Here is a 22497-nt window from a genome sequence, read left to right on the forward strand (position 1 = left end):
CCAAAGCCGGCCAGCGTGCCGGCTCTTTTTTGACGACCCATGAAACCCATTTTTGGTAGAGGCCCTTCGCTTCAGTTACGGTTGTTTCTCGCCGTCATCATCTCCATTGCTGCCATCGTCGCGGACTCCCGCTTCGGTGTGTTTACCCATGTCCGCGTCTACCTCAGTTCGTTAGTCAGTCCCCTGCAATACATGGCCAATGCGCCCGGTACCCTGCTCGACACCATGTCGACCCAGGTGCAGACCCGTGCCGATCTCATCGAGCAGACCAAGCAGCAGGAGCAACAGCTGTTTACCCTGCGCTCTCGCCTGCTCAAGATGGATCATCTGGAGCACGAGAACCAGCGGCTGCGCGAGCTGCTGGGTTCGCCGGTGCACAAAGAGTCCCGCAAGATGGTGGCCGAGCTGCTGTCGGTGGATTCTGACCCCTTCAGCCATCAGGTGCTGATCAACAAGGGGGCGCTGGATGGCGTCTATAACGGTCAGGCGGTGATCAACGATCAGGGTGTGATTGGTCAGGTGCTCCACGTGGGCTCCACCACCAGTCGCGTGCTGCTGATAACCGACTCCAGCCACGGCATTCCGGTGCGGGTGCTGCGCAACGACTTGCGCGCCATTGCTTCCGGCAGTGGCGAGCTCGACAAGCTTGAGCTGCGCAACCTGCCGCGCAACACCGATATTCAGGTGGGTGACCTGCTGGTCACCTCGGGTCTGGGTGGCCGCTTCCCGGAAGGCTATCCGGTGGCGACCGTGACCCGCTCTGAATATGTGGAGGGCAAGCCCTTCGCCCAGGTCGAGGCCAAGCCGCTGGTGGAGCTGGACAGACTGCGTTATCTGCTGCTGCTGTGGACCGACAAGAAACCCGAAGTACACGATGATGAGAATGGCGAACGGGTGGCAACGGCTGCCTCCGCCGCAGGAGCCACTCGCTGATGCTGCAACCCGCCAGCGGCAGGATCTGGATCTGGATTTCGATCCTGCTGGCTTTGAGCCTGTCGATCCTGCCGCTTCCTTTCGAATTTGATCCATTTCGTCCGGACTGGCTGGCCATGGTGCTCATTTACTGGGCACTGGCGTTGCCGCACCGGACCAACGTCGGCACCGCCTGGGTGGCCGGCCTGCTGCTGGATGTGCTGCTTGGCAGCACCCTCGGCGTGCGGGCCATGGCGATGGCCATCACCACCTATCTGGCAGCATTCCAGTTCCAGAAGATCCGCAACTTCTCCCTCTGGCAGCAGGCCCTGATCATCGGTGGGCTGTCGCTGGTAGGCAAGCTGACGGTGTTCTGGGCCGAACACCTGTTTAGCCGGGCCAGCCTCAACTTCGCCTACTTTTGGTCGACGTTGACGACGATGCTAATATGGCCCTGGGTGTTTCTGGTGTTGCGCAAAGTGCGGCGCCGCTTCAATATCAGGTAAATATGAGCAAAAACAACGAACTGCAACTCTATCTTGCATCGGGTTCCCCCCGTCGTCGCGAACTGTTGGCCCAGCTTGGCTATCGTTTTGATGTGCTGAAACTGGATGTGCCGGAGCAACGGGAAGAGGGGGAGAAACCGCAGGATTATGTCTGCCGTCTCGCCCGCGACAAGGCGATGGCTGGTGTGGCGTGTGCGCCGACGGCGTTGCCGGTGTTGGGTGCCGACACCATAGTGGTGCTGGGGGATCGGGTGCTGGAGAAACCGTCCGATCTGCTCGATGCCAAGGATATGCTGGAGGCGCTCTCCGGCAAGGTACATCAGGTGATGACCGCGGTGGCGCTGGCCACCCCCGAGCGCTGCGATGTGCGACTGGTCACCACCAACGTGGCGTTTCGCAAGCTGGACGAGGCCGAGATTGAGGCCTACTGGCAAACCGGAGAGCCCTGTGACAAGGCCGGGGCCTACGGCATTCAGGGGATTGCCGGTAAGTTTGTCAGCCGCATCGAAGGCAGCTATAGCGCCGTGGTCGGCCTGCCGCTGCTGGAGACGGATCTATTGATCAAGCAGCATCTGGAACAACACAAGTAATTTTCCGTCAGCTGTGCTCTGCTGCGTTCTTCCTTGCGCGCGTTGTACCGGATTGGCTGTATAAGAATTCAAAACTGGAACAGGCAAGGTTAGTTATGTCGGTAGAACTGCTGGTTAACGTTACCCCCTCCGAAACCCGGGTCGCTCTGGTCGAAAACGGTCTGCTGCAGGAAGTGCATGTAGAGCGTCAGGCCAAACGCGGCATTGTCGGCAACATCTACAAAGGCAAGATCAGCCGGGTGCTCCCGGGCATGCAGGCGGCTTTCGTCGATATCGGTATGGACAAGGCGGCCTTTTTACACGCCTCCGATATTGTGCCCCATACCGAGTGTGTGGCTGTGAAGGAGAAGGAGCAGTTCCAGGTCGGCAATATCGCCGAGCTGGTGCGTCAGGGGCAGGACATCATGGTGCAGGTGGTGAAAGACCCGCTGGGTACCAAGGGTGCCCGTCTCACCACCGATATCACCTTGCCTTCCCGCTATCTGGTCTTTATGCCGGGCAGCGCTCACGTCGGCGTCTCCCAGCGAATCGAGTCCGAAGCGGAGCGGGAGCGCCTCAAGCGCACCGTAGCTGGCTATGTGGATGAGCTGGGTGGCTACATCATCCGTACCGCCGCTGAAGGGGTGGGGGAGCAGGAGCTGGAGCAGGATGCCGCCTTCCTCAAGCGGCTGTGGCGCAAGATCCTCGAGCGCAAGCAGAAGTATCCCCCCTGCAAGATCCTCTACGAGGATCCCAGTCTGGCATTCCGGGTGGTGCGCGATTTCGTCGGCGCAGAACTCGACAAGATCCGCGTCGACTCCCGCCAGAGCTTCGATCAGCTCAAGCGCTTCACCGAAGAGTATGTGCCGGAGCTGGCCAGCAAACTGGAGTACTACCCCGGCGAGTCACCGATCTTCGATCTCTACGATGTGGAGAACGAGATCCAGCGGGCGCTGGAGCGCAAGGTGGAGCTGAAATCCGGTGGCTACCTCATCATCGACCAGACCGAAGCCATGACCACGGTGGATATCAACACCGGCGCCTTTGTCGGCCATCGTAATCTGGAAGAGACCATCTTCAATACCAACGTCGAGGCGACGGCAGCCATCGCTCGTCATCTGCGCCTGCGCAACCTCGGTGGCATCATCATCATCGACTTCATCGACATGCAGTCGGAAGATCACCGCCGCCGGGTGCTGCACAGTCTGGAGCAGGCGCTGTCCAAGGATCGCGCCAAGACCAACGTCAACGGTTTCTCCCAGCTGGGCCTGGTGGAGATGACCCGCAAGCGCACCCGAGAGAGTCTGGAGCATGTGCTCTGCTCCGAGTGCCCCGAGTGCAAGGGACGCGGCCGGGTCAAGACGGTGGAGTCGGTCTGCTTCGAGATCCTGCGGGAGATCATCCGGGTCAACCGTGCCTACGATGCAGATCAGTTCACCGTCTACGCAGCCCCTGCCGTAGCCGACTATCTCCATGGCGAGGAGTCCCACAGTCTGGCGGAGCTGGAAGTGTTTATCGGCAAGCAGGTGCGGGTGGTGAGCGAGCCTCTCTGCGGCCAGGAGCAGTTCGACGTGGTGATGATGTAATTGGTCTATCGCTGGCTGAGTCGGGGCTGGTTAGCCCTGGGGGTCCTGTTCGTACTGCTGGCCATGCTGGTCACCCTGGTGCGGGTCGGGGGCCCTTTGCTGAATCAGTATCGAGAGAGCCTTATCCACACTCTGCTCGGCGATTCGCAAATCAAGGTCAGCGTCGATCAAATTGGACTGAGCTGGACACAATCAGGCCCGGCCCTCGAACTGCAACAGCTCGCCGTTGCCCCCGACTCCAAACGCTATACCGTCAAGCTCGGCAAGGCCTGGGGGCATCTCGACTTCTGGCGCACTATTAACGAGCTAAAGCCGGTGTTTGGCGAGCTGATCCTCAGCGATGGCGATATCACCCTCGACTTGCGCCAACCGGCTGACGACAGCCCTTCCGGCGATCCCCAGCAGGGCGCCCTGCTGCGCTTTCTGCTGACCCAGCTCTCCACCTTTGACATCCATAACACCCGGCTCAATGTCACCACCGCACTGGGCGACATGCGAGCACTCGATATTGCCCAACTGCGCTGGCAGAATCGTGGCAAGCGCCATCAGGGGGTCGGTAAGGCCTATCTCATCAACGGGGTAGGCGAGAGCACCCTGGACCTGATACTCGATGTAGATACGCCACAAGATCGGCTCGATCGCCTCAAGGGGCAGCTCTATCTGGGTGCCCGCCAGCTCGATATTACCCCGACCCTCGCCAGGATCCATGCTGGTGAACCCAAGGTGGCCGGGCAGCTCGATTTCCAGCTCTGGAGCGAGTTTGACAGCGGCAAGCTGGGCAATACCCTACTGGCCTTTGGCAACAACTACCTGATCTGGAAGGATCCCAAGAAAGGGGAGATGCACCGTTTCGGCCTCGATGGCGGCAAGGTTCAGCTACGCCGCGATGGTGAAAACTGGCAACTGGCCAGCCATGGCGTCACCTTCAAGCTGGATGGTAAACCCTGGCTGCACAGCCGGTTGCAGCTGGAGCGGATCGGTGAGCGGGTGCAGGGCTATGTGCCGCAGATCGATCTCGACCAGCTTGCCCAGCTGAGCCAGCTGGTCTCCGCGATTTATCCTGCCCAGAGCGAGCTGCTCAAGCAGACCAAACCCAAGGGCAAGCTGACAGATTTGACCCTGCAGGCGGATGCCGGGTGGCAGGATATATCCCTCAGCGGCGAGATCGTCAATGTGAGCCTCAATGCCTGGCACGACGTGCCCGGGATGCAGGATCTCGACGGTGAATTCTGGCTCACCCCCAAGGGGGGCAGCGCCAGAGTGGCGCTGGCGAACGACAAGGTGGATCCCGCCCGTCACTTCAAGATGCCGATCCCGGTCGACAACTTCTCGGCCCGCCTCGACTGGTGGCGCGAGGAACAGGGCTGGGTGCTGTACGGGCAGGATATCGCGCTGGATAACCCGGATCTGACCCTGTCCAGCCGTTTCCGCCTCGATCTGTTCGAGCACCCTTTCCTCGCCCTGACCGGTCGCATCGATGTGAAGAATGCGGGCCATGCGGATCGCTACTTCCCGCTGCAGGCGATGGACAAGGGGCTGGTGGATTACCTGAGCGGCGCCATCAAGGGGGGCAAGGCCAAGGGGGCCGACCTGCTCTGGTATGGGGAGTTTCGGGATTTCCCTTATGAGAAAGGTGATGGCATCTTCCAGGTGGCGGTGCCGCTGGAGCGGGCCACCTACGAGTTCTTCCCTGGTTGGCAACCGCTCACCGACCTGCAGATCGATCTTTTGTTCCAGAATGCCGGCCTCGATATGCGCAGCCGCTCCACCCGACTTGGCAAGGCGAGCTCCGACTCGGTGCATGCCTGGATCCCGGATCTCTCCCCAGGCGCCCACCTCTATGTGGATGCCAAGGTGCAGGGGGAGGGTAAGGCCATCAGCGACTACCTGCAGGACTCCCCGCTGGGCAGTTCGGTGGGACAGGCGCTGCGGGAGATCGAGATCCGTGGCCCGATGGCAGGATCGGTCAAGCTCGATATTCCTCTCGATGGCGAGAGTGAGGTGAAGGCGAGTGGCGATGCCACCTTCAGCAACAACAAGGTGCGGGTCGCCAGTCTGGATCTGCCGCTGGAGAAGGTGCAGGGGTGCCTCGAGTATGACAACCAGCAGACCCGTTTCAGCAACCTCAAGGCGAGCCTGTGGAACCAGCCGCTGACCCTCGACTATCAGGGGCGCCAGCATCCGGATCACTATCAGGTCGACCTCGATTTCAAGGGGCAATGGGATAGCCGCCGCCAACCCGTCGCCATCTCTTCGTACGGTATCCTCAACGGCCGCAGCAACTGGGGCGGCAAGCTCGAGTTGATCTTGCCCGAGAGCAAGCCGTTCAGCTTCCAGCTGGCGCTCGACTCCAACCTGCAGGGGATGGGGCTGGATCTGCCGCTGCCGCTGGCCAAGAGCAGCGCCAGCCGGCTGCCGCTCAAGGTGATCGCCCGTGGCCGGGATGGCAGCGCCGACATTCGCGCCGTGCTGGGGGCTGATGTGGATATGCAGACCCGGCTGGTCTACGGCGAGGGGGTGCCTTATCTCAGTCGGGTGCGGGTTGATATAGGCCAACCGGGTGCCCGGGTAATGCGCGATGCCCCCATGTTGCTTGCCATCAACCAGCAGGAGGCCGATGTGGGCGGCTGGCTGGCGCGACTCAAGCAATGGCTGCCAGCGCAGAACCAGACCGGTAATGCGGTAGTCGGCCCTGCCTTCCTGCCACAGGAGTGGTGGGTGGATGGGCAGCTGGCCCGTGCCTATATCGGCAGTGCCACCCTCAAGGCGGCGCGTTTCACCGTGGGACCGACCAATCAGGCGACCGAAGTGATGATCGATAGCCCCGATGTGATGGGGGTGATCCGCCTGCCCGCAGTGGCCAACCGTCCGGTGGATGCCAAGTTTGCCCGCATCTACTGGTCCGGCAAGAGTTCGGATCTCAGCCCGGATCCCGATGCGAAGCAGGATAACGCCATCATGGCTTCGATCCCCTGGCTGACATTCAGCTGTGTCGATTGCCGCTTTGGCGAGTTGCCGCTTGGCGAAGTGAAAGGCGAGCTGCTGCCGGGCGCCAACAAGGTGACTCTCAAGGGGCTGGATATGCGGTTGGCAGGCAGTCAGCTTGCCGGCAGCGTCGACTGGCTGGCCGATGGCAACCGGATGGAGACGCGGGCCCGTGGCAAGCTGACCAGCAACAACAGCGAGCTGCTGCTCAAGCGGCTCGGCTACACCTCGCCCATCGGTGATGCCCCCGGCTCCCTCGCCTTTGATCTCAACTGGCAGGATGTGCCCTATCGCCCGAGTCTGCCGACTCTGGGGGGGAGTGCCAACTATCAGCTGGAGGGGGGCACCCTGCGGGAGGTCAACGACAAGGGCGCACGGCTGCTCTCCCTGCTCAGTCTCGACTCCCTGCTGCGCAAGCTGCGCCTCGATTTTCGCGATGTGTTCGACAAGGGTTTCTACTTCGAATCCATGTCAGCTTCTGCCACCATCAAGCAGGGGCAGGTCAGCAACAATGATTTCTATATGAAGGGGGCTGCAGGCAATCTGCGCGGCGAGGGGATCGCCGATTTGGTGCGCTGGCGGCTCGACTACGAGCTGAGCTTTTCCCCGAACCTGGGTGGCACCCTGCCGGTGGTGGCGGCCTTTTCCATCACGCCGATCACGGGTCTCTATGTGCTGGCCCTCTCCAAACTGCTGGAGCCGGTGGTGGATGTGGTGACCCGCATCGACTTTCGTATCTCGGGCCCGCTCGACGCACCCAAGCTGATTGAGGCGGGGCGCGATCGCGCACGCATCAAGCTCAACCAGCAGCAGAAAGAGGCGGTCGACGCCGTTGCTCCCAGCCTGCCAACGCAAGAGGTGACCCCTTTCCTGCTGAGCCCCAAACACGCGGGGCCTGCTCAGCGCTGAACGAGCGGCCCGGCACCATCACAAGGAGTGAGCCATGATCCGACATATCCTGCTGATCGCCTTCAAGCCGGACACCAAGCCTGCCCAGATAGATGCGGTGCGTACCGCCTTTCTCGCCATTCCGCATCAGGTCAGCGGTGTGACTGCTGTGGAGTGGGGTGAGAATGACAGCCCGGAGGGGAGGGATGACGGTTTTACCCACACCGTGCTGATGACCTTTGCCGACGAGGCTGCCCGCCAGCGCTATATGCCCCATCCTGATCACGCTGCCCTCAAGGCCATCTTTCGCCCGGTGCTGGCGCGCATCATAGTGCTGGATTACACCCTGCAGGCGGGTGATGCTGTCACCATCTGATGGCCCAAGCGACAAGGAGAGAGTCATGTGGTTAGCCGCAATACAGCTGGTATCTGGCCGTCACTGGCAGGATAACCGGGAGCAGATCGCCGCCGAGCTGGCCGCCTTGCCCAAAGAGCGGCCGCTGCTGGTGCTGTTGCCGGAGAACTTTGCCCTGTTTGGCGAGCGGCAGGGTTATCTGGATGGGGCCGAGACCATAGGTGAGGGCCCGATCCAGCAGCAGCTGGCCGAATGGGCACGAGATTACGGCATCTGGCTGGTGGCCGGGGCTGTGCCGACCACCATCGAAGGTTCCGACCATATCCACACAAGCTCGCTGGTGTTTGACCCAAGCGGTGAGCTCAGGGGCCACTACCACAAGATCCACCTGTTCGACGTGGATGTGGCGGACAATCACGGCCGCTATCGGGAGTCGGAGACCTTCAGCCCGGGGGATGCACCTGTGCTGGTGGACTCCCCGTTTGGTCCCCTCGGCCTCTCGATCTGTTATGATTTGCGCTTTCCCGAGCTCTACCGCCAGTTGGCCCGAGTTGGAGCTCGTGTGCTGCTGGTGCCTGCCGCCTTTACCGCCGTGACAGGCGAGGCGCACTGGGAGCCGCTGCTGCGGGCTCGCGCCATCGAAAACCAGTGCTACGTAGTCGCGGCCAATCAGGGCGGCACTCACGAAACGGGGCGCCAGACCTGGGGCCACAGCATGGTGATCGACCCCTGGGGCCGGGTGCTGGCCAGCAAAGAGTCCGGGCGCGGCACCGTATTGGCGAAGATGGAGCCCGGGCTTATCGACGAATTGAAACGCACCATGCCAGTGCTGCAACACGCCCGTTTGCTCTGATGGTGTGGTGAAAAATTGAAACGCAGCCGTTTGCCCGTGCTGGAGCATGCCCGTTTGTTGTGATGGTGTGGCTTGTTGCCAACCCGTCGGCAAGACGATTTAAAACAGCTCGTTACGAGAGTGGAGAAGAAGATTGAGTCTATTGAGCCAGGTTAGTGCCTCCCTGTTGGCCCCGAACGACCTCGACGAAGGGCGCCTGCAGCAGCTGCTCTGCAGCCTGATGAGCCATCAGGTGGAGTTCGGCGATCTCTATTTCCAGCGCAGCTGGCACGAGTCCTGGATGCTGGAAGATGGCATCGTCAAGGATGGCAGCTACAACATCGATCAGGGGGTCGGGGTGCGCGCCGTCAGCGGCGAGAAGACCGGTTTCGCCTACTCGGACGAGCTGAGCCTGCTGGCGCTGCAACAGTCGGTGACTGCCGCTCGCGGCATCGCCGCAGCAGGTGCTCACGGCAAGGTGAAGGCGTGGACTCGCACCGAAGCGAACCTGCTCTATCCGGCCATGGATCCGCTGCAGACCCTCGACAAGCACCAGAAGATCGCCCTACTGGAGCAGATGGACAAGTTCGCCAGAAGTCTGGATCCCGCCATCAATCAGGTGATGGCCTCCATCAGCGGCGTCTACGAAGAGGTGCTGGTGGCCGCCACCGACGGCACCCTGGCTGCCGATATTCGCCCGCTGGTGCGGCTGTCGGTGACCGTGATCGCCGAGAAGGGGGATCGCCGCGAGCGTGGCAGTGCCGGTGGCGGTGGCCGCTTTGGTTACGACTGGTTCCTCGAACTGGACGGGCTGGAGAGCCGCGCTTTTGGCTATGTGCGTGAAGCGGTGCGTCAGGCGCTGGTCAATCTGGAAGCCATCGACGCGCCAGCCGGCACCATGCCGGTGGTGCTGGGTGCCGGCTGGCCTGGTGTGCTGCTGCATGAGGCGGTGGGTCACGGTCTGGAGGGCGATTTCAACCGCAAGGGCTCTTCCGCATTTGCCGGTCGCATCGGCGAGCAGGTGGCCTCCAAGCACTGCACCATCGTCGATGACGGCACCCTGCCGGGTCGGCGTGGCTCCGTCAGCATAGATGACGAGGGGACGCCGGGTGGCTACAACGTGCTGATCGAGAACGGTATCCTCAAGGGCTATCTGCAAGACAAGCAGAACGCCCGCCTGATGGGTGTGCCACTCACCGGCAACGGGCGCCGCGAATCCTACGCTGCCATGCCGATGCCGCGCATGACCAACACCTACATGTTGGCGGGTCAGTACGATCCGGCCGAGATCATCGCCTCGGTGAAGAAGGGCATCTATGCCCCCAACTTCGGTGGCGGTCAGGTGGACATCACCTCCGGCAAGTTTGTCTTCTCCGCCTCCGAGGCTTACCTCATCGAGGATGGCAAGATCACTGCCCCCATCAAGGGGGCGACCCTGATCGGCAACGGCCCCGAGGCGATGAGCCAGGTCTCCATGGTGGGGAGCGACCTGGCGCTGGATCGCGGGGTCGGCATCTGCGGCAAGGAGGGGCAGAGCGTGCCGGTCGGTGTCGGCCAGCCCACCCTTAAACTGGATCAACTCACCGTGGGTGGCACCCAGTAAGCCTCGACGCAGCACAAGAACAGAGAGAAATCATGCTTACCCTGTCGAAAATATCCAATATCCGGAGCCAGCTCTCTCCTAGCGAGCTCAAGATTGCCGATTACATCCTCTCCTGCCCGGAGCAGGTGACTCGCTTCTCCTCCCAGGAGCTGGCCCAGCAGGCGGAGGTGAGCCAGTCGAGCATAGTGAAGTTCACCCAGAAGATCGGGTTCAAGGGCTTCACCGCCTTCAAGCTGGCGGTTAGCGAGGATCTGGGGCGCAAGCATGCCATCAAGACCGACAATGTCGGTGATCTCTACAATGGCATCGGGCGGGACGATGATCTGGAGACCATGGCCAAGAAGCTGGCGCAGGAGAAGATCAACTCCATCGTCGAGACCACTCAGGCCCTCGACAGTGCTCTGCTGAAGCAGGTACTCGATACCATAGATGGCGCCGGGCGGGTGCAGCTGGTGGGGATTGGCGGTTCGGCACTGACTGCCAAGGATCTCTGGTACAAGTTGCTCAAGATCGGCGTAACTACCCTGTTTGCCCAGGATAGCCATGTGCAGATCTCCATCGCCCAGACCCTGGGGCCGGGTGATGTGCAACTGGTCATCTCCTATTCTGGCGCCAGCCGTGATGTGCTGGCGGCGGCCGAGCTGGCCAAGCGCAATGGTGCCACCCTGATTGCCGTGACTTCGTTCCGGCAAACCCAGTTGCGCCAGATGGCCGACATGGTGCTGGATACGGTGGCGGAGGAGAACGAGTTGCGTATCTCTTCCATCTCCTCACGTACCGCCCAGAACACCATTACCGACATCCTGTTCCTCGGCCTGGTGCAGCGCAGAGACGAGCGAGCCTGGGCACTGATTGACGGTACCCGGGATGCCATCGACCGACTCAACAAGGAGTGAGGTCGGCTCTGCCTCTGTATCATCCGTACAACAAAAAACCACCTGAACAGGTGGTTTTTTGTTGTCTGCTAGAGGTCAAGGGCCCAGCGGATAAAGGCTTTACGCCGCTTGGCATCGGCCGCCAGATAGAGTTCCCGCAGGGTGGCATCCGCCTGCTCCGGCGTAAGTGCCGAAGCGGTATGAATGGTAGTTGCGGCTTGTGTTGCGAAAATGGGGGGCGGACTTGCTGTTGGTGTATGGCTCGCCAGCAGGGCCTGGTAATCGGTGCCCAGACCATCCTGGCTGCGTGGCAGGGCTTGTAGTGTCAGCGGCTGTGATATGCCCTTGTCGTCACTCAGCAGCAGGGTCGGGCTGGCGGCAAACTGGCGGATAGCCGAGGGGCTGGTCAGCACCGGGGTGGTCAGTTGCAGCGTCCCTTGTGCTGGTGCTGTAAGGGTGACCAGCAGAGGAGCTGAGGTCACGCGTCCCGGGCTCTCGTTGGTGGATCGAGGGTCACTTGGGCTGTCAAAGCGCACCAGCAGTCGGGACTCTCCCGCCGGGAGCTCAATGGTCCGGGTGAAGGCCGAGGGTTTGCCCTGTGGCGAGGCGAGCAGGGTGAGGGTATCGGCCAGCTCCAGCCGGGCCGCCTGTGCCGGCACGCTGAGCAGCAGGGCAAACAGGGGGGATAATAGTAGGGGAGAGAGCAGGGAGGAGCGTGCCATCATAAGACTCCATAAAGGAGCCGGCCCGCAGGCCGGCAACCAGATCAGAATTCGTAGCGCAGGCCGAGGTGGTAGAAGCTCTCGCTGTTGCTGCTGCCACCAAAGCTGGTGATGGTGCTACCAGCCAGACCATCTTCACCATTGCGGATCACATAGGCGCTGTAGAGGGAAGATCGCGGGGTGAGCTTGTATTGCAGCTCCAGCGTAGTATCGCGCAGTGCCATCTGGTCGCCACCCTCGTTGACGAGGTGACGATAGCCTGCGCGGGCCGCCCACTTCTGGTTGATGTCATACACCGCGGTCAGTTCCCACACCTTGTCTTCACTGTCGGCACGGCCGTCGCGATAGGTCACCTGATCCTTGCTATAGAGGGCACCCAACATCAGAGGGCCGAGATAGTAGCGGGTACCAATCCCGGCGAAGCGATACTCATCGGCATTGGGATCGACCTTGCTGCCACTGCTCTGGGCGGCTTTGGTCTGCTGATACGCCACGACCGGAGCCAGTTTACCGGCATTGCCCAGATCGAAGATGTAGCGCAGGGCGCCGTTGTAGCCGTAATCAAGATCCGAGGTGCCGTTACCAAGGATGTAGGCGAGCGAGAGATCCAGATTGCCGAGGGTGTTCTGGTACTGCAGGGTGCCATCCTGACGGAACACCTGCACGGCGGTGGAGTCCACCTTGCTGGCCTGACGAGCCATGGAGACATCAGAGGCCGCAAACACATCGCCAATATCGGTGAACATGATGAGGCCGGAAGAGACGCGCCCGCCGGTCACCTTGCCCCACTGGCCACCGTCGATCCCGGCCCAGACGTAACGGGCAGTGAGGTCGCTGCTGTTCTTCTGCACGTTGTTGGCGTATTCGGCTGCATTGACCTGATATTGCGCCATGCCGATCACTGCGACATCGTCATTGACGGTCTGACGGGCGGTAAAGCCGATACGGCCATCGAAGTCACCCTGATCATTGCCGCTCTTCTTGTCGGAAATATTGAAGCCAAGACGACCGTAGAGGTCGACGTTGGAGCCATCGTCAGCCTGATAGATGACGGCCGCATGAGCGGAACCTGTGCCGAGCAGCGCGGGAAGAATCAGAGCAAGCATGGATTTTTTCATTTTTTATCGTTCCTGTACGGGCTCTGTGCCAGAGCCGGGATGAGTTCGGCCATGACCCCGATTGCTCGGGGCCAGACCTTGGCTAGAAATCCGGAGGAGGGATTAACTCAGATCGACGTTCTTGCAGCCGAACATCAGGGTGAAGAGATAGCCGCCGAGGTAGGCGACGGCGAGGCCGACCGCATAGACCATCATGCCGGGGAAGATCCCCTGGGCGGAGGTCATCAGCGGCAGGGCGACGATACCGGAGGGGCCAAAGACGGTGTTGAGGCCGACCGGCAGACCCAGCCAGGAGATCAGGCCAACCACGAAGCCCCCCAGCGAACCACCGCAGCAGGCAGTGATAAAGGGTTTGACCCGCGGCAGGGTGACGCCGTAGATGAGCGGCTCACCGACCCCCAGAATGCCCGGAATGATGGTGCCCTTCACCTGAGTGCGCAGTAGGGAATCCTTGCCTGCCCGGCTGTAGAGCGCCAGCGCAGCCCCTACCTGTCCGGCACCGGCCAGCGCCAGGATAGGAAACAGGGAGTTGAAGCCCTGGGCATCCATCAGCGCAAAGTAGACGGGAACGAACCCCTGGTGGATGCCAAACATCACCGAGATGAGGAACAGGCCAGCCAGAATAGCGGTACCGAACGGGTTGCCATTGAGGTTGATGAAGAGCCAGGACATGCCGTTATAGAGCTGCACGCCGAGGGGCATGATCAGGATAAAGGTGACAGCTCCCATGATCAGCAGGGTGATGCAGGAAGTGAGGATCATATCCAGACTGTCCGGCATGTAGCGGCGAACCTGGCGCTCAACCGAGGCGCCTATGATGCAGGCGATCAGCACGCCGATGATGTTGCCGCGGGGATCGATCTGATGCCCGAAGAAGTCGGTGATACCGGAGTAGATGCCGCTGCTGGCCTGAGGGTCATAACCCATGACAAACAGAGAGGCGATGATGGCACCGTTGACGCCGGAGCCACCAAACGCCTTCTGGGCGTTGTAGCCGATCAGGATGCTGAGGAAGCTGAACAGTCCCTTGCTGAAGAGCTTCATGTAGCCGACGAATTCGGCCAGCATGCCACCTGTCTGCTGTTCTTCCAGCAACAGGGTCTGTTCGATCAGGGTGGCACAGCCGAGCAGCAGACCCGCAGCGATAAAACCGGGGATCAGCGGAGTGAAAATGGTGGCAAACTTGGCCAGGAAGCGGTGCGCCGCACTGCTCTGCTTTTGCTTCAGCGCCTGCTTGTTGGCGGCGGCGATGTCGCCAAGATCCGCAGGTTGCGGGCGGGGGGCGGTGAGGATGCCAGCGTCCGTACTCAGCATACCGTTCATCATTTCGCAGGCGGTCTGGGCTTTGCCCGGACCAAGCACGATCTGGAACTGGTTGTCGCTTTCAATCACCCCCATCACCCCGGCGATCCGTTTGATAGTATCGCGATCGGCATGCAGGCTGTCCGCCAGGCTCAGCCGCAAGCGGGTCATGCAGTGGCCACAGTTGGTGATGTTATCCCGGCCGCCGATGGCCTGGATGATCTGGCCAATCATGGAATCAGTTATTTTTGCCATAAAGAACCCGGTCAGTCTGATGTGAGGGGGCGGATGCCCCCGCTTATGTTGTTATCCTGTCGCCATTGCTGGCGCGGCCAATGTGCGGTCGGCCGATTAATCTGTGCATTTGCTGATAAAGCCGCCGCTGCTTTTCAGCCGCTCTCGTGCTTCGCTGGCGGAGATATTGGCCAGGATCATTACGATGGCGGTCTTGCAGTGGCTATCTGCGGCGGCAAGAGCCTGCTCGGCCGTGCCACGGTCACATTCGGTTGCTTCCATGACGATGCGCTTCTGGCGTTCCACCAGTTTGGCGTTGGTCGCCTCCACATCTACCATCAGATTGCCGTAGACCTTGCCGGTGCGGATCATGGCACCGGTCGAGAGCATATTGAGGATCAGCTTCTGGGCTGTGCCCGCTTTCATGCGGGAGGAGCCGGTCACTATCTCGGGTCCGACCACGGCGACCATGCTTATGTCGGCCGCTTTGGCGAGCGGGCTGCCCGGGTTGCAGCTGATGCTGCACACTGTGGCACCCAGGCTCCTGGCATACTGCATGGCGCCCAGCACATAGGGGGTTCGCCCGCTGGCTGCGATACCCACCAGCACGTCGTGGGCACTGAAGTGGATGTTTTTAAGATCGTTGGCACCGAGTTCTGCATCGTCTTCGGCATTCTCCACCGCCTGCAGTATGGCCTTGTGGCCCCCGGCAATCAGGCCGATGACCCGTTCGGCAGAGACACCGTAGGTGGGTGGGCATTCGCTGGCGTCCAGAATGCCGAGGCGCCCGGAGGTGCCTGCCCCGATGTAGATCAAGCGGCCGCCTTTGCCAAATGCCGCAGCAATAGCATCGACCGCCTTGGCGATCTCGGGCAGCAGTTGGCCTACAGCCACTGCTACGTGTTGATCTTCTTGATTGATGATCCGCAGCATATCCAGCGTCGGGAGCTGATCGATCTCGATGCTGGCTGGATTGCGGGTTTCAGTAATCATGCTTGATAGGTCAATGGTCATCGCTTCCTCTACTTCAGGTCGTCGCCATCCCCGGCGTACATCATCTTTCTTGATGCTGGCTATCATGCTCGATTTTTGATTTTTATTATGAGATCTCTATCGCATAATTAATTATTCCATTAATTTTCGTTTTTTGTAATTAAAATTCCTGAAGAGGCGTACAGGTACAAGAGCGAAGATGACAGGGGGATTGGCTAGCCTGCTTGATGGGCATGCAACAAAAAGCCCCGGTCAGTAGGCCGGGGCTTGCAGAATCATCGGTGTTAATTGACCGAGATGGCGCGGGCGTCGATGAAGTAACGGGCCTTGCCCTGTTTGTCGATCTGGATTTTGGCGAGCAGCCTCTCTTGCTGCCGGTGTTCCCACAGTTGTTCTATGTTGGCAAGGGCTGGATTGGCTATGCCGAGCACATTCAGGTATTCGTGAAACAGGCTATGACTGCCGATTTCGGTCAGCATCTTGGTCATATGGGCACTCTTCTGGAACAAGGGGGGCAGATACAAGATAGCCATGTCGAGCTGAATGAGTACTGTACAAAAAACAGACAGGCTTTTCGTGCAACAACAGCGATGCAGCGGGTCGGGGAGTATGGGAGCTCAGATCACAAAAAGCCCCGGTCAGTGGACCGGGGCTGGCTGGTTATTCGGTATCAGTTGATGGATATGGCGCGAGCATCGATGAAGTAACGGGCATTGCCCTGCTTATCGATCTGGATTTTGGCGACCAGCTGCTCCCGCTTTTTATATTCCCAGTGTTGCTCAATCTTGGCGAGGGATGGGCTCGCAATCCCAACCACGTTCAGGTACTCGTGAAACAGGCTATGGCTCCCTATTTCGGTCAGCATCTTGTCCATCTGCATACTCTCCTGAAGTTGAGTGGGTATTCATCAACAAACCTATCAGCGTCCGTCTGAATAAAGTCTGTATAAAAAACAAACTAACCCATTTTTGTGTCAGTAACATGATCAGGAACAAGATCAGTGCAGATCGTCAGGGACTTTTTGATACCGTTTTCAATCAGAGCTGGCGGGCTTTTGCGGCAACTGATCAAACGTGCCGGAAGCCTGCGGTAGCGCCGGTGCGGTTTGCATGGTCTGGCCGCCGTGGAAGACCGGATCCTGTGCCACTTCCTTGATGCCGTTGATGCAAAACTGCATACCCATGCAGACCAGCAGGAAGCCCATGATGCGGGTCATGGCATCGATGCCGGTGGCGCCAAGGATCTTGCAGACCGGATCCGCCAGCTTCAATACTCCCCAGCTGATCAGGCTCATCAGAGCAAATGCAGTGACCATGGCGCCATAGATAGTGAGGCGGTTGTACTCGTCAGGCAGCTCGGCAATCTGGGCTGCCCCGCTTATTACCAGCGCCATGGTGCCCGGCCCGCACATGCTGGGCATGGTGAGTGGTACGAAGGCGATGCTCTGGTTGATATCGACCCCGCTCTGCTGGCTGGGGGCGGGGAACAGCATGCGAAAGCCGATAAAGCCGATGATGAGCCCCCCGGCCAGGCGCAAACCCGGGATGGAGATCCCGAACAGATCCAGAATCGAAGATCCGATAAAGAAGGTGATGCAGAGGGTGCAGAACAGATAGATGGCCGCCATATTGACCTGACGGCGCACGTGTTCGCGCGACATCCCCTTGCTCAGCCCCAGCAACAGGGTGGCTGTGGTGGGGGGATTGACCATGGGCAGCAGCGCCAGCAAGGCGAGAAATACGACCTGAAAGAACATGTTAAGCCTCGGGTAGCAGGGATGAATGGGAATACCTTGATCCAGGTGGTCACCTGACTCAAGAGGGAGGCTATCTTATGCTGGCGAAACTGAACATAAGCAGTACAAAAAAGCCCCGGCAGTTACCGGGGCTTGTTGTTCGGGTCAGGCCGCTTGCGGCGCTTGCTGTTGTCGGATGGCCCGTTGCTGGAACCAGAGCCAGAGGCCGATGGCAAAACCCAGCACCGACAGACTCACCACATAGTGGGAGGGGGCAAGCATGTCGCTCTTCATCCAGAGGGTCACCGCCATCGGGGTGAGGCCACCGAAGATGGCGTAGGCCACGTTGTAGGAGAACGACAGACCGGAGAAGCGCACCACCGGCGGGAAGGCGTTGACCATCACGTAAGGCACGGCACCGACAATCCCGACCGCAAAGCCCGCCAGCATGTAGAGCGGCACCAGCTGGCTCGTACCGGCCGTCAGACCGTGATAGAAGGCGTAGCTGGAGCCAGCCAGCAGCAGGGAGCCGAACATGAAGGTAAGACCGCTGCCCAGCAGGTCGATCAGTCGACCATAGACGATACAGCCGAGGGTCAGGGCGACGATCGCCAGCGAGTTGGCGGTCAGGGCGTCCGCCGGGCTGATGCCATAAACCTTCTGCAGATAGGTCGGGGTCATCAGGATCACCACCACGATCCCGGCGGAGAGCAGCCAGGTGAGCAGCATGGAGACTACGACGCTGCTCTTGTGGTTGCGCAGCACCGCCTTGAGGGGCAGCTCGTCAGCCAGGGTCTTGTTGGCTTTCATCTCGGCGAAGACCGGGGTCTCGTGCAACCAGCGACGCAGGTACATGGCAACGATGCCGAAGATGCCGCCCAGCAGGAAGGGCACCCGCCAGCCCCACTCGCTCACTTCGGCCGGCGTCAGGCTCTTGTTGACCGCAGTGGCAATGAGGGAGCCAAGCAGGATGCCGGCCGTCAATCCTGCGGTGAGCGTGCCGCAGGCGACCCCGACCCGACGGGCAGGGACGTGCTCGGCGACAAATACCCAGGCGCCCGGCACTTCACCGCCGATGGCAGCGCCTTGCAGGATCCGCAGTCCCAGCAGGGCGATGGGGGCGCCGATGCCGAGCACCGCATAGGTGGGCAGCAGACCGATCAACAGGGTCGGCAGCGCCATCATGATGATGCTGAGGGTGAACATCCGCTTGCGACCGATGAGATCGCCAAAGTGGGCCATGATGATGCCGCCAAGCGGGCGGGCCAGATAACCGGCGGCGAAGATGCCGAAGGTCTGGAACTGGCGCAGCCACTCGGGAATGTCGGCCGGGAAGAACAGCTCGCCGATGACCACGGCGAAGAAGACGAAGATGATGAAGTCGTAAAACTCCAGCGCACCGCCGAGGGCAGCCAGACTCAGGGTTTTGTAATCCTGTCGATTGAGGGGGCGGGCGTGATCGTGCTGTTGTGTGGTCGTGGTCATATCCGTATGTTTCCCATCGGTTTTTTTAGTTATTGTCACCCCGGGCAAGGGGCATATACAGGTGATCGAGAGTATGCTGCCTGCCTCTTGTGTGTAAATCGCGCAATTCGCAACACTGTCTTGCATCTTTTTGGGGCAATCCGAATGCCCCGCTGGCGGAGGAATGATGGAAAAGAAACGGGTACTGCTCTCCTGGAGCAGTGGCAAGGATTGCGCATGGGCTCTGCATCAGTTGCGGCAAGATCCCGCCATTGAAGTGGTGGGGCTGTTTACCACCCTCAATCAGGCATTCGAGCGGGTGGCGATGCACGGGGTGCGCAAGCAGCTGTTGACCGAGCAGGCCGCCTGCGTCGGGCTGCCTCTCATCACCATCGATCTGCCCTGGCCCTGCAGCAACGAGGATTACGCCCGCATCATGACTGGCTTTATCGCCGATGTGGTGGCACAAGGGATCCGCTATATGGCCTTTGGCGACTTGTTCCTCGAGGATGTGCGCGCCTACCGTGAAAAGCAGCTGGCAGGCACTGGCATCGAACCACTGTTCCCGCTGTGGGGCAGCAATACCCGTGAACTGGCGCCGCAGATGGTAGCCGCTGGGTTGAAGGCGCGGATCAGTGCTCTCGACCCGAACAAGCTGGATGCCAGCCTGGGGGGCCACGACTTTGACGAGGCACTGCTGGCGGCGCTGCCGGAGGGGGTCGATCCGTGCGGCGAGAACGGCGAGTTTCACACCCTGGCCTATGATGGCCCCATGTTCTCCCGTCCGCTCGGCATTCGGGTCGGCGAGACAGTGGTGCGCGACGGCTTTGTCTTTACCGATCTGCTGCCAATCTAGGATTAATTATCGGGCGTCAAATGCTCCCTTTTGCAGGAGCTTTCACAGATTTGAAGGGCGGGATGGGGGCACTATTGGCCCCCTCTTTTGATTGAAGATGACAACCTGCCTTATGAAACACATCTCTCGTCCGGCGCTGCTTGCCTCCTTGCTGGCTGCCGCCCTCTCTCTGCCTGCCGTGGCGGGTCAAGCCGCTACCGTTCAGCCTATCCCTGCCGGTGTCACCACCGTCACTCTGGCCCAGCAGGCGCCGATCCACTGGGTGTCAGTGGAGCAGATTGCCAAGAGTCTGGATGGCCTGCCCCCGATGGCAGTCGGGTTTGATATCGACGATACCCTGCTCTTCTCCAGCCCGGGTTTTTATCGCGGCAAGCAGGAGTTCTCACCCAACGACGAGAGCTATCTGAAGAACCCCGCCTTCTGGGAGAAGATGAATAACGGCTGGGATGCGTTCAGCATGCCGAAAGAGGTGGGCAAGGCGCTCATCGCCATGCATCTCAAGCGTGGTGACCACATCTATTTCGTCACCGGTCGCTCGGCCACCAAGACCGAAACCGTGAGCCAGACTCTGCAGCAGACCATGAATATTCCGGCTGACCAGCTCAATCCGGTGATCTTCGCCGGCGACCAGCCGGGCCAGAACACCAAGGTGCAATGGCTCAAGGATAAGCAGATGAAGCTCTTCTACGGCGACGCCGACGGGGATATCAAGGCGGCGCAGGAGGTCGGCATTCGCGGCATTCGTCTGCTGCGGGCCGCCAACTCCAGCTATCGGCCACTGCCGTTGGCAGGGGCGCTGGGAGAAGAGGTGATCATCAACTCCCAGTTCTGATCCGGAGCGGATCCATGCAACAAGGGCGGGGCCATTGGCACCCGCCCTTGTTGCATCCGTTATTCAGCTCGGGTCACTCGTCTGCCCACGGCATCTCGGGCAGGCTGTCGAGGAACTCGCCGTAACGGGTCAGATTGAAGGGGCCCTGATCGGCCTCCATTGCCATCAGCTCGGCACCGAGGGCGCAGGCGATATATTGCAGCGCCTCTTCCCGCGGGGTGCCCTTCATCACCAGCCGCATCAGGGTCGCCTTCACATGGGGCGGGTGGCCATCGTTGAGCTGGTTTTCCACCATCTCCAGCAGCGTCTCTTCGTCAAAAAATTCCTGAGTGTCGTTCATGGGATATCCGTAACAGTGAATGTGGCGGCCAGTATAGCCTGAATGGGGCTAACACCTTGAACAGCCAGCGAATAAACAATCCGATGGGGAGACCATTTGTTACCCATAATTAGGAAGAGTTTGCCAAGGCAAACAGGTTGGAACACAGATAACATGGATGGACACGCCTATGCCCACGATAGATTCCCTGCTGGCTGAGCCCAAGCTACTACCCCAGATCCCGGAAGTGATGCGCGATTTGATCCAGACCTTCAATGAAAAGGATCCGGATCTGCTCAAGATCAGCAAGCTGATCAACAAGGACCCTGTCATCTCCGCCAAGCTGTTGCGTTTGGCCAACTCGGCCAAGTTCGGCAGCAGTCGCCAGATCGGCACCGTCAATGAAGCCTCGGTGCGGCTGGGGTTGGCGATGGTACGCAACATGGTGCTGGCCTGCGGGCTCACCGAATCGGTCACTGCGGTGCCCGGCATTGACCTCAAACACTTCTGGGGCAGCGTGTTCAACGTGGCGGAGCTGGCCCGTCGTCTGGCGGTGAAGAAGGGGATGAAGGGGGATGAGGTCTTTACCTGCGCCCTGCTCTACGATCTTGGCCGACTGGTGATGCATGTGGGCCTGCCGGAAAACACCGTCCATCACATCCACGATCTGGAGCTGCACAAGGGGCGGGCCAAGGCGGAAGAGCTGGTGGTTGGCTTCAACTATGCCCAGGTCGGGGCGGCCATGGCACGTTACTGGAAGTTCCCCGAGACCATCAGCAATGCGGTGGAGTATCACTACAACCCCATGCTGGCCAAGGAGTTCTCTCCCGAGGCCGGGTTGATCCATCTGGCGATCGTGCTGGCTGCGCAATCCGATGTGGGGGAAGAGGCGCCACCCGAGTGGCCCCACAAGGTGGCAGATGCGCTGGGGTTGAGCTGGGCCGATTGTGCCGCCCAGTTCACTGCGCTGCGCGAGCAGGGTAATGGCTATGCCGGGTTGCTGGCTGCCTGACCACTCTGCTACCGCTGTGTGACATCGTAAAAAGGGGCCGAGGTTGGCCCCCTTTTCATGGCCGTGAGCCCGCTATTGCTTGTCAGTCGGTTGTCGAGGGGGCACTCTGCTGACTTCGCCTGTTTTGAGAGAGCCCTTGCCATGATTACCTCCCCCCGTCTCGTTCTGCGTGAACTGACCATCGCCGATGCCCCCTTTATTCTTGAGCTGCTCAATGACGGTGACTTCTATCGCTACATCGGTGATCGGGGCATTCGTACCCTGGAACAGGCGCAGGAGTATATCCAGCAGGGACCGGCGGTGAGCTATGCCCGTCATGGTCACGGCCTCTATCTGGTCGAGCGCAGGGAAGATGGCGCCAGCCTCGGTATCTGCGGCCTTATCAAGCGCGACAGCTTGCCCCGTGAAGATATCGGCTACGCCTTCCTGCCGCAGTATCGCGGTCAGGGTTATGCCATCGAAGCGGCGCAGGCTGCTCTGGCCGATGGCAAAAGCCGGTTGGGGATCGGGCAGGTAGTTGCCATCGTCACTCCGGGCAACGAGCGATCCATCGGCCTGCTGGCCAAGCTGGGGCTGGTGCACAGTCGACTGGTCAAATTGAGCGAAGATGCCGATGAGTGCCTGCTGCTCGAATCCGGGGTAACGGAGTAACGTTCCGGCTGTCTGTGAGCCGGTCGATGCCAGGAGAGGGGAGCCCCACTTTCGGGAACAAGTGTCCCGTTTCCTAAGATCTTGTCAGCCAGCCCATCAAAAATGAGTTTTTGGGAGTCTCTGTTCCGTAAGCGAGACGCACCTGACG

At 60.3% G+C, this 22497-nt stretch carries 22 protein-coding genes; 13 read left to right on the top strand and 9 right to left on the bottom strand.

Features of this window, described 5'->3' with window-relative positions:
- Positions 1-39: 39 nt before the first annotated feature.
- The 9 genes from mreC (at position 40) to G5367_RS09650 (ending at position 11132) form a co-directional block, all read left to right on the top strand.
- Positions 40-933 (top strand): rod shape-determining protein MreC, encoded by an 894-nt coding sequence (gene mreC, locus G5367_RS09610; protein ID WP_005342907.1) that lies wholly within the window; start codon positions 40-42, stop codon positions 931-933.
- The gene (gene mreD / locus G5367_RS09615; protein WP_005342908.1) at positions 933-1418 is read left to right on the top strand and encodes a rod shape-determining protein MreD; all 486 of its coding nucleotides are present in this window, start codon (positions 933-935) and stop codon (positions 1416-1418) included. The genes mreC and mreD overlap by 1 nt, the downstream gene beginning before the upstream one ends.
- Before the next feature lie 2 nt (positions 1419-1420).
- The gene (locus G5367_RS09620; protein WP_005342909.1) at positions 1421-2008 is read left to right on the top strand and encodes a Maf family protein; all 588 of its coding nucleotides are present in this window, start codon (positions 1421-1423) and stop codon (positions 2006-2008) included.
- A gap of 95 nt (positions 2009-2103) precedes the next feature.
- Positions 2104-3573, top strand: a complete 1470-nt coding sequence (rng, locus tag G5367_RS09625) for a ribonuclease G (RefSeq protein ID WP_005340056.1) — start codon at positions 2104-2106, stop codon at positions 3571-3573.
- Positions 3574-7467: a YhdP family protein gene (locus G5367_RS09630; protein ID WP_421294221.1), complete on the top strand. Its 3894-nt coding sequence runs from the start codon at positions 3574-3576 to the stop codon at positions 7465-7467.
- Positions 7468-7501: 34 nt separating this feature from the next.
- Positions 7502-7822: a Dabb family protein gene (locus G5367_RS09635; RefSeq protein ID WP_337073122.1), complete on the top strand. Its 321-nt coding sequence runs from the start codon at positions 7502-7504 to the stop codon at positions 7820-7822.
- A 25-nt stretch (positions 7823-7847) separates the two neighbouring features.
- The gene (locus G5367_RS09640; RefSeq protein WP_421244843.1) at positions 7848-8654 is read left to right on the top strand and encodes a carbon-nitrogen hydrolase family protein; all 807 of its coding nucleotides are present in this window, start codon (positions 7848-7850) and stop codon (positions 8652-8654) included.
- A 133-nt stretch (positions 8655-8787) separates the two neighbouring features.
- The gene (gene tldD / locus G5367_RS09645; RefSeq protein ID WP_421294224.1) at positions 8788-10236 is read left to right on the top strand and encodes a metalloprotease TldD; all 1449 of its coding nucleotides are present in this window, start codon (positions 8788-8790) and stop codon (positions 10234-10236) included.
- 32 nt (positions 10237-10268) lie between these two features.
- Positions 10269-11132: an SIS domain-containing protein gene (locus tag G5367_RS09650; RefSeq protein WP_005342915.1), complete on the top strand. Its 864-nt coding sequence runs from the start codon at positions 10269-10271 to the stop codon at positions 11130-11132.
- Between the two features lie 68 nt (positions 11133-11200).
- Here G5367_RS09650 and G5367_RS09655 read toward each other — a convergent pair whose 3' ends face one another.
- The 8 genes from G5367_RS09655 to G5367_RS09690 form a co-directional block, all read right to left on the bottom strand.
- A complete protein-coding gene (locus G5367_RS09655) occupies positions 11201-11836 on the bottom strand; it encodes a DUF2057 domain-containing protein (RefSeq protein WP_421244941.1) in 636 nt (211 codons plus the stop codon).
- Positions 11837-11877: 41 nt separating this feature from the next.
- On the bottom strand, positions 11878-12951 hold the full coding sequence (locus tag G5367_RS09660; RefSeq protein ID WP_421244940.1) for a porin: 1074 nt from the start codon (positions 12949-12951) through the stop codon (positions 11878-11880).
- A 102-nt stretch (positions 12952-13053) separates the two neighbouring features.
- Positions 13054-14508 carry a PTS N-acetylmuramic acid transporter subunit IIBC gene (gene murP, locus G5367_RS09665; RefSeq protein WP_421212233.1) on the bottom strand — a complete coding sequence of 485 codons (1455 nt, stop codon included), beginning with the start codon at positions 14506-14508 and terminating at the stop codon, positions 13054-13056.
- A 96-nt stretch (positions 14509-14604) separates the two neighbouring features.
- Positions 14605-15501 carry an N-acetylmuramic acid 6-phosphate etherase gene (gene murQ, locus G5367_RS09670; protein ID WP_216979610.1) on the bottom strand — a complete coding sequence of 299 codons (897 nt, stop codon included), beginning with the start codon at positions 15499-15501 and terminating at the stop codon, positions 14605-14607.
- A 263-nt stretch (positions 15502-15764) separates the two neighbouring features.
- Complete coding sequence (locus G5367_RS09675; RefSeq protein ID WP_041209699.1) at positions 15765-15968, bottom strand: hypothetical protein; 204 nt, start codon at positions 15966-15968, stop codon at positions 15765-15767.
- A 182-nt stretch (positions 15969-16150) separates the two neighbouring features.
- On the bottom strand, positions 16151-16354 hold the full coding sequence (locus G5367_RS09680) for a hypothetical protein (RefSeq protein ID WP_005342922.1): 204 nt from the start codon (positions 16352-16354) through the stop codon (positions 16151-16153).
- A 159-nt stretch (positions 16355-16513) separates the two neighbouring features.
- Positions 16514-17236, bottom strand: coding sequence for a MarC family NAAT transporter (locus G5367_RS09685; protein WP_288728861.1), 723 nt, complete (start codon positions 17234-17236; stop codon positions 16514-16516).
- Positions 17237-17380: 144 nt separating this feature from the next.
- A complete protein-coding gene (locus tag G5367_RS09690) occupies positions 17381-18700 on the bottom strand; it encodes an MFS transporter (protein WP_421244939.1) in 1320 nt (439 codons plus the stop codon).
- Positions 18701-18866: 166 nt separating this feature from the next.
- Here G5367_RS09690 and G5367_RS09695 point away from each other — a divergent pair, with 166 nt between their 5' ends.
- On the top strand, positions 18867-19535 hold the full coding sequence (locus tag G5367_RS09695; RefSeq protein ID WP_421244944.1) for an ATP-binding protein: 669 nt from the start codon (positions 18867-18869) through the stop codon (positions 19533-19535).
- A gap of 112 nt (positions 19536-19647) precedes the next feature.
- Positions 19648-20367 carry an acid phosphatase AphA gene (gene aphA, locus G5367_RS09700; protein WP_005342927.1) on the top strand — a complete coding sequence of 240 codons (720 nt, stop codon included), beginning with the start codon at positions 19648-19650 and terminating at the stop codon, positions 20365-20367.
- A 73-nt stretch (positions 20368-20440) separates the two neighbouring features.
- Here aphA and G5367_RS09705 read toward each other — a convergent pair whose 3' ends face one another.
- Positions 20441-20707 carry a hypothetical protein gene (locus G5367_RS09705; protein ID WP_421244938.1) on the bottom strand — a complete coding sequence of 89 codons (267 nt, stop codon included), beginning with the start codon at positions 20705-20707 and terminating at the stop codon, positions 20441-20443.
- Positions 20708-20876: 169 nt separating this feature from the next.
- Here G5367_RS09705 and G5367_RS09710 point away from each other — a divergent pair, with 169 nt between their 5' ends.
- Both G5367_RS09710 and G5367_RS09715 read left to right on the top strand, forming a co-directional pair.
- Positions 20877-21698, top strand: a complete 822-nt coding sequence (locus G5367_RS09710; RefSeq protein ID WP_216979606.1) for an HDOD domain-containing protein — start codon at positions 20877-20879, stop codon at positions 21696-21698.
- 141 nt (positions 21699-21839) lie between these two features.
- Positions 21840-22349 carry a GNAT family N-acetyltransferase gene (locus tag G5367_RS09715; protein ID WP_421244937.1) on the top strand — a complete coding sequence of 170 codons (510 nt, stop codon included), beginning with the start codon at positions 21840-21842 and terminating at the stop codon, positions 22347-22349.
- The last annotated feature ends 148 nt before the right edge of the window (positions 22350-22497 follow it).

The sequence above is a fragment of the Aeromonas sp. 604282 genome (genome assembly GCF_049170575.1).
In the GTDB taxonomy this organism is placed as follows: Bacteria; Pseudomonadota; Gammaproteobacteria; order Enterobacterales; family Aeromonadaceae; genus Aeromonas; species Aeromonas veronii_A.

Coding starts and splice junctions, on each gene's coding strand:
- G5367_RS09685 (WP_288728861.1), bottom strand. CDS start 17,236: ATGTTCTTTCAGGTCGTATTTCTCGCCTTGCTGGCGCTGCTGCCCATG.
- G5367_RS09695 (WP_421244944.1), top strand. CDS start 18,867: ATGGAAAAGAAACGGGTACTGCTCTCCTGGAGCAGTGGCAAGGATTGC.
- G5367_RS09635 (WP_337073122.1), top strand. CDS start 7,502: ATGATCCGACATATCCTGCTGATCGCCTTCAAGCCGGACACCAAGCCT.
- G5367_RS09680 (WP_005342922.1), bottom strand. CDS start 16,354: ATGGACAAGATGCTGACCGAAATAGGGAGCCATAGCCTGTTTCACGAG.
- mreD (WP_005342908.1), top strand. CDS start 933: ATGCTGCAACCCGCCAGCGGCAGGATCTGGATCTGGATTTCGATCCTG.
- rng (WP_005340056.1), top strand. CDS start 2,104: ATGTCGGTAGAACTGCTGGTTAACGTTACCCCCTCCGAAACCCGGGTC.
- G5367_RS09690 (WP_421244939.1), bottom strand. CDS start 18,700: ATGACCACGACCACACAACAGCACGATCACGCCCGCCCCCTCAATCGA.
- murP (WP_421212233.1), bottom strand. CDS start 14,508: ATGGCAAAAATAACTGATTCCATGATTGGCCAGATCATCCAGGCCATC.
- G5367_RS09660 (WP_421244940.1), bottom strand. CDS start 12,951: ATGAAAAAATCCATGCTTGCTCTGATTCTTCCCGCGCTGCTCGGCACA.
- aphA (WP_005342927.1), top strand. CDS start 19,648: ATGAAACACATCTCTCGTCCGGCGCTGCTTGCCTCCTTGCTGGCTGCC.
- G5367_RS09655 (WP_421244941.1), bottom strand. CDS start 11,836: ATGATGGCACGCTCCTCCCTGCTCTCTCCCCTACTATTATCCCCCCTG.
- G5367_RS09705 (WP_421244938.1), bottom strand. CDS start 20,707: ATGAACGACACTCAGGAATTTTTTGACGAAGAGACGCTGCTGGAGATG.
- G5367_RS09675 (WP_041209699.1), bottom strand. CDS start 15,968: ATGACCAAGATGCTGACCGAAATCGGCAGTCATAGCCTGTTTCACGAA.
- G5367_RS09640 (WP_421244843.1), top strand. CDS start 7,848: ATGTGGTTAGCCGCAATACAGCTGGTATCTGGCCGTCACTGGCAGGAT.
- murQ (WP_216979610.1), bottom strand. CDS start 15,501: ATGACCATTGACCTATCAAGCATGATTACTGAAACCCGCAATCCAGCC.
- G5367_RS09620 (WP_005342909.1), top strand. CDS start 1,421: ATGAGCAAAAACAACGAACTGCAACTCTATCTTGCATCGGGTTCCCCC.
- G5367_RS09710 (WP_216979606.1), top strand. CDS start 20,877: ATGCCCACGATAGATTCCCTGCTGGCTGAGCCCAAGCTACTACCCCAG.
- G5367_RS09650 (WP_005342915.1), top strand. CDS start 10,269: ATGCTTACCCTGTCGAAAATATCCAATATCCGGAGCCAGCTCTCTCCT.
- G5367_RS09715 (WP_421244937.1), top strand. CDS start 21,840: ATGATTACCTCCCCCCGTCTCGTTCTGCGTGAACTGACCATCGCCGAT.
- mreC (WP_005342907.1), top strand. CDS start 40: ATGAAACCCATTTTTGGTAGAGGCCCTTCGCTTCAGTTACGGTTGTTT.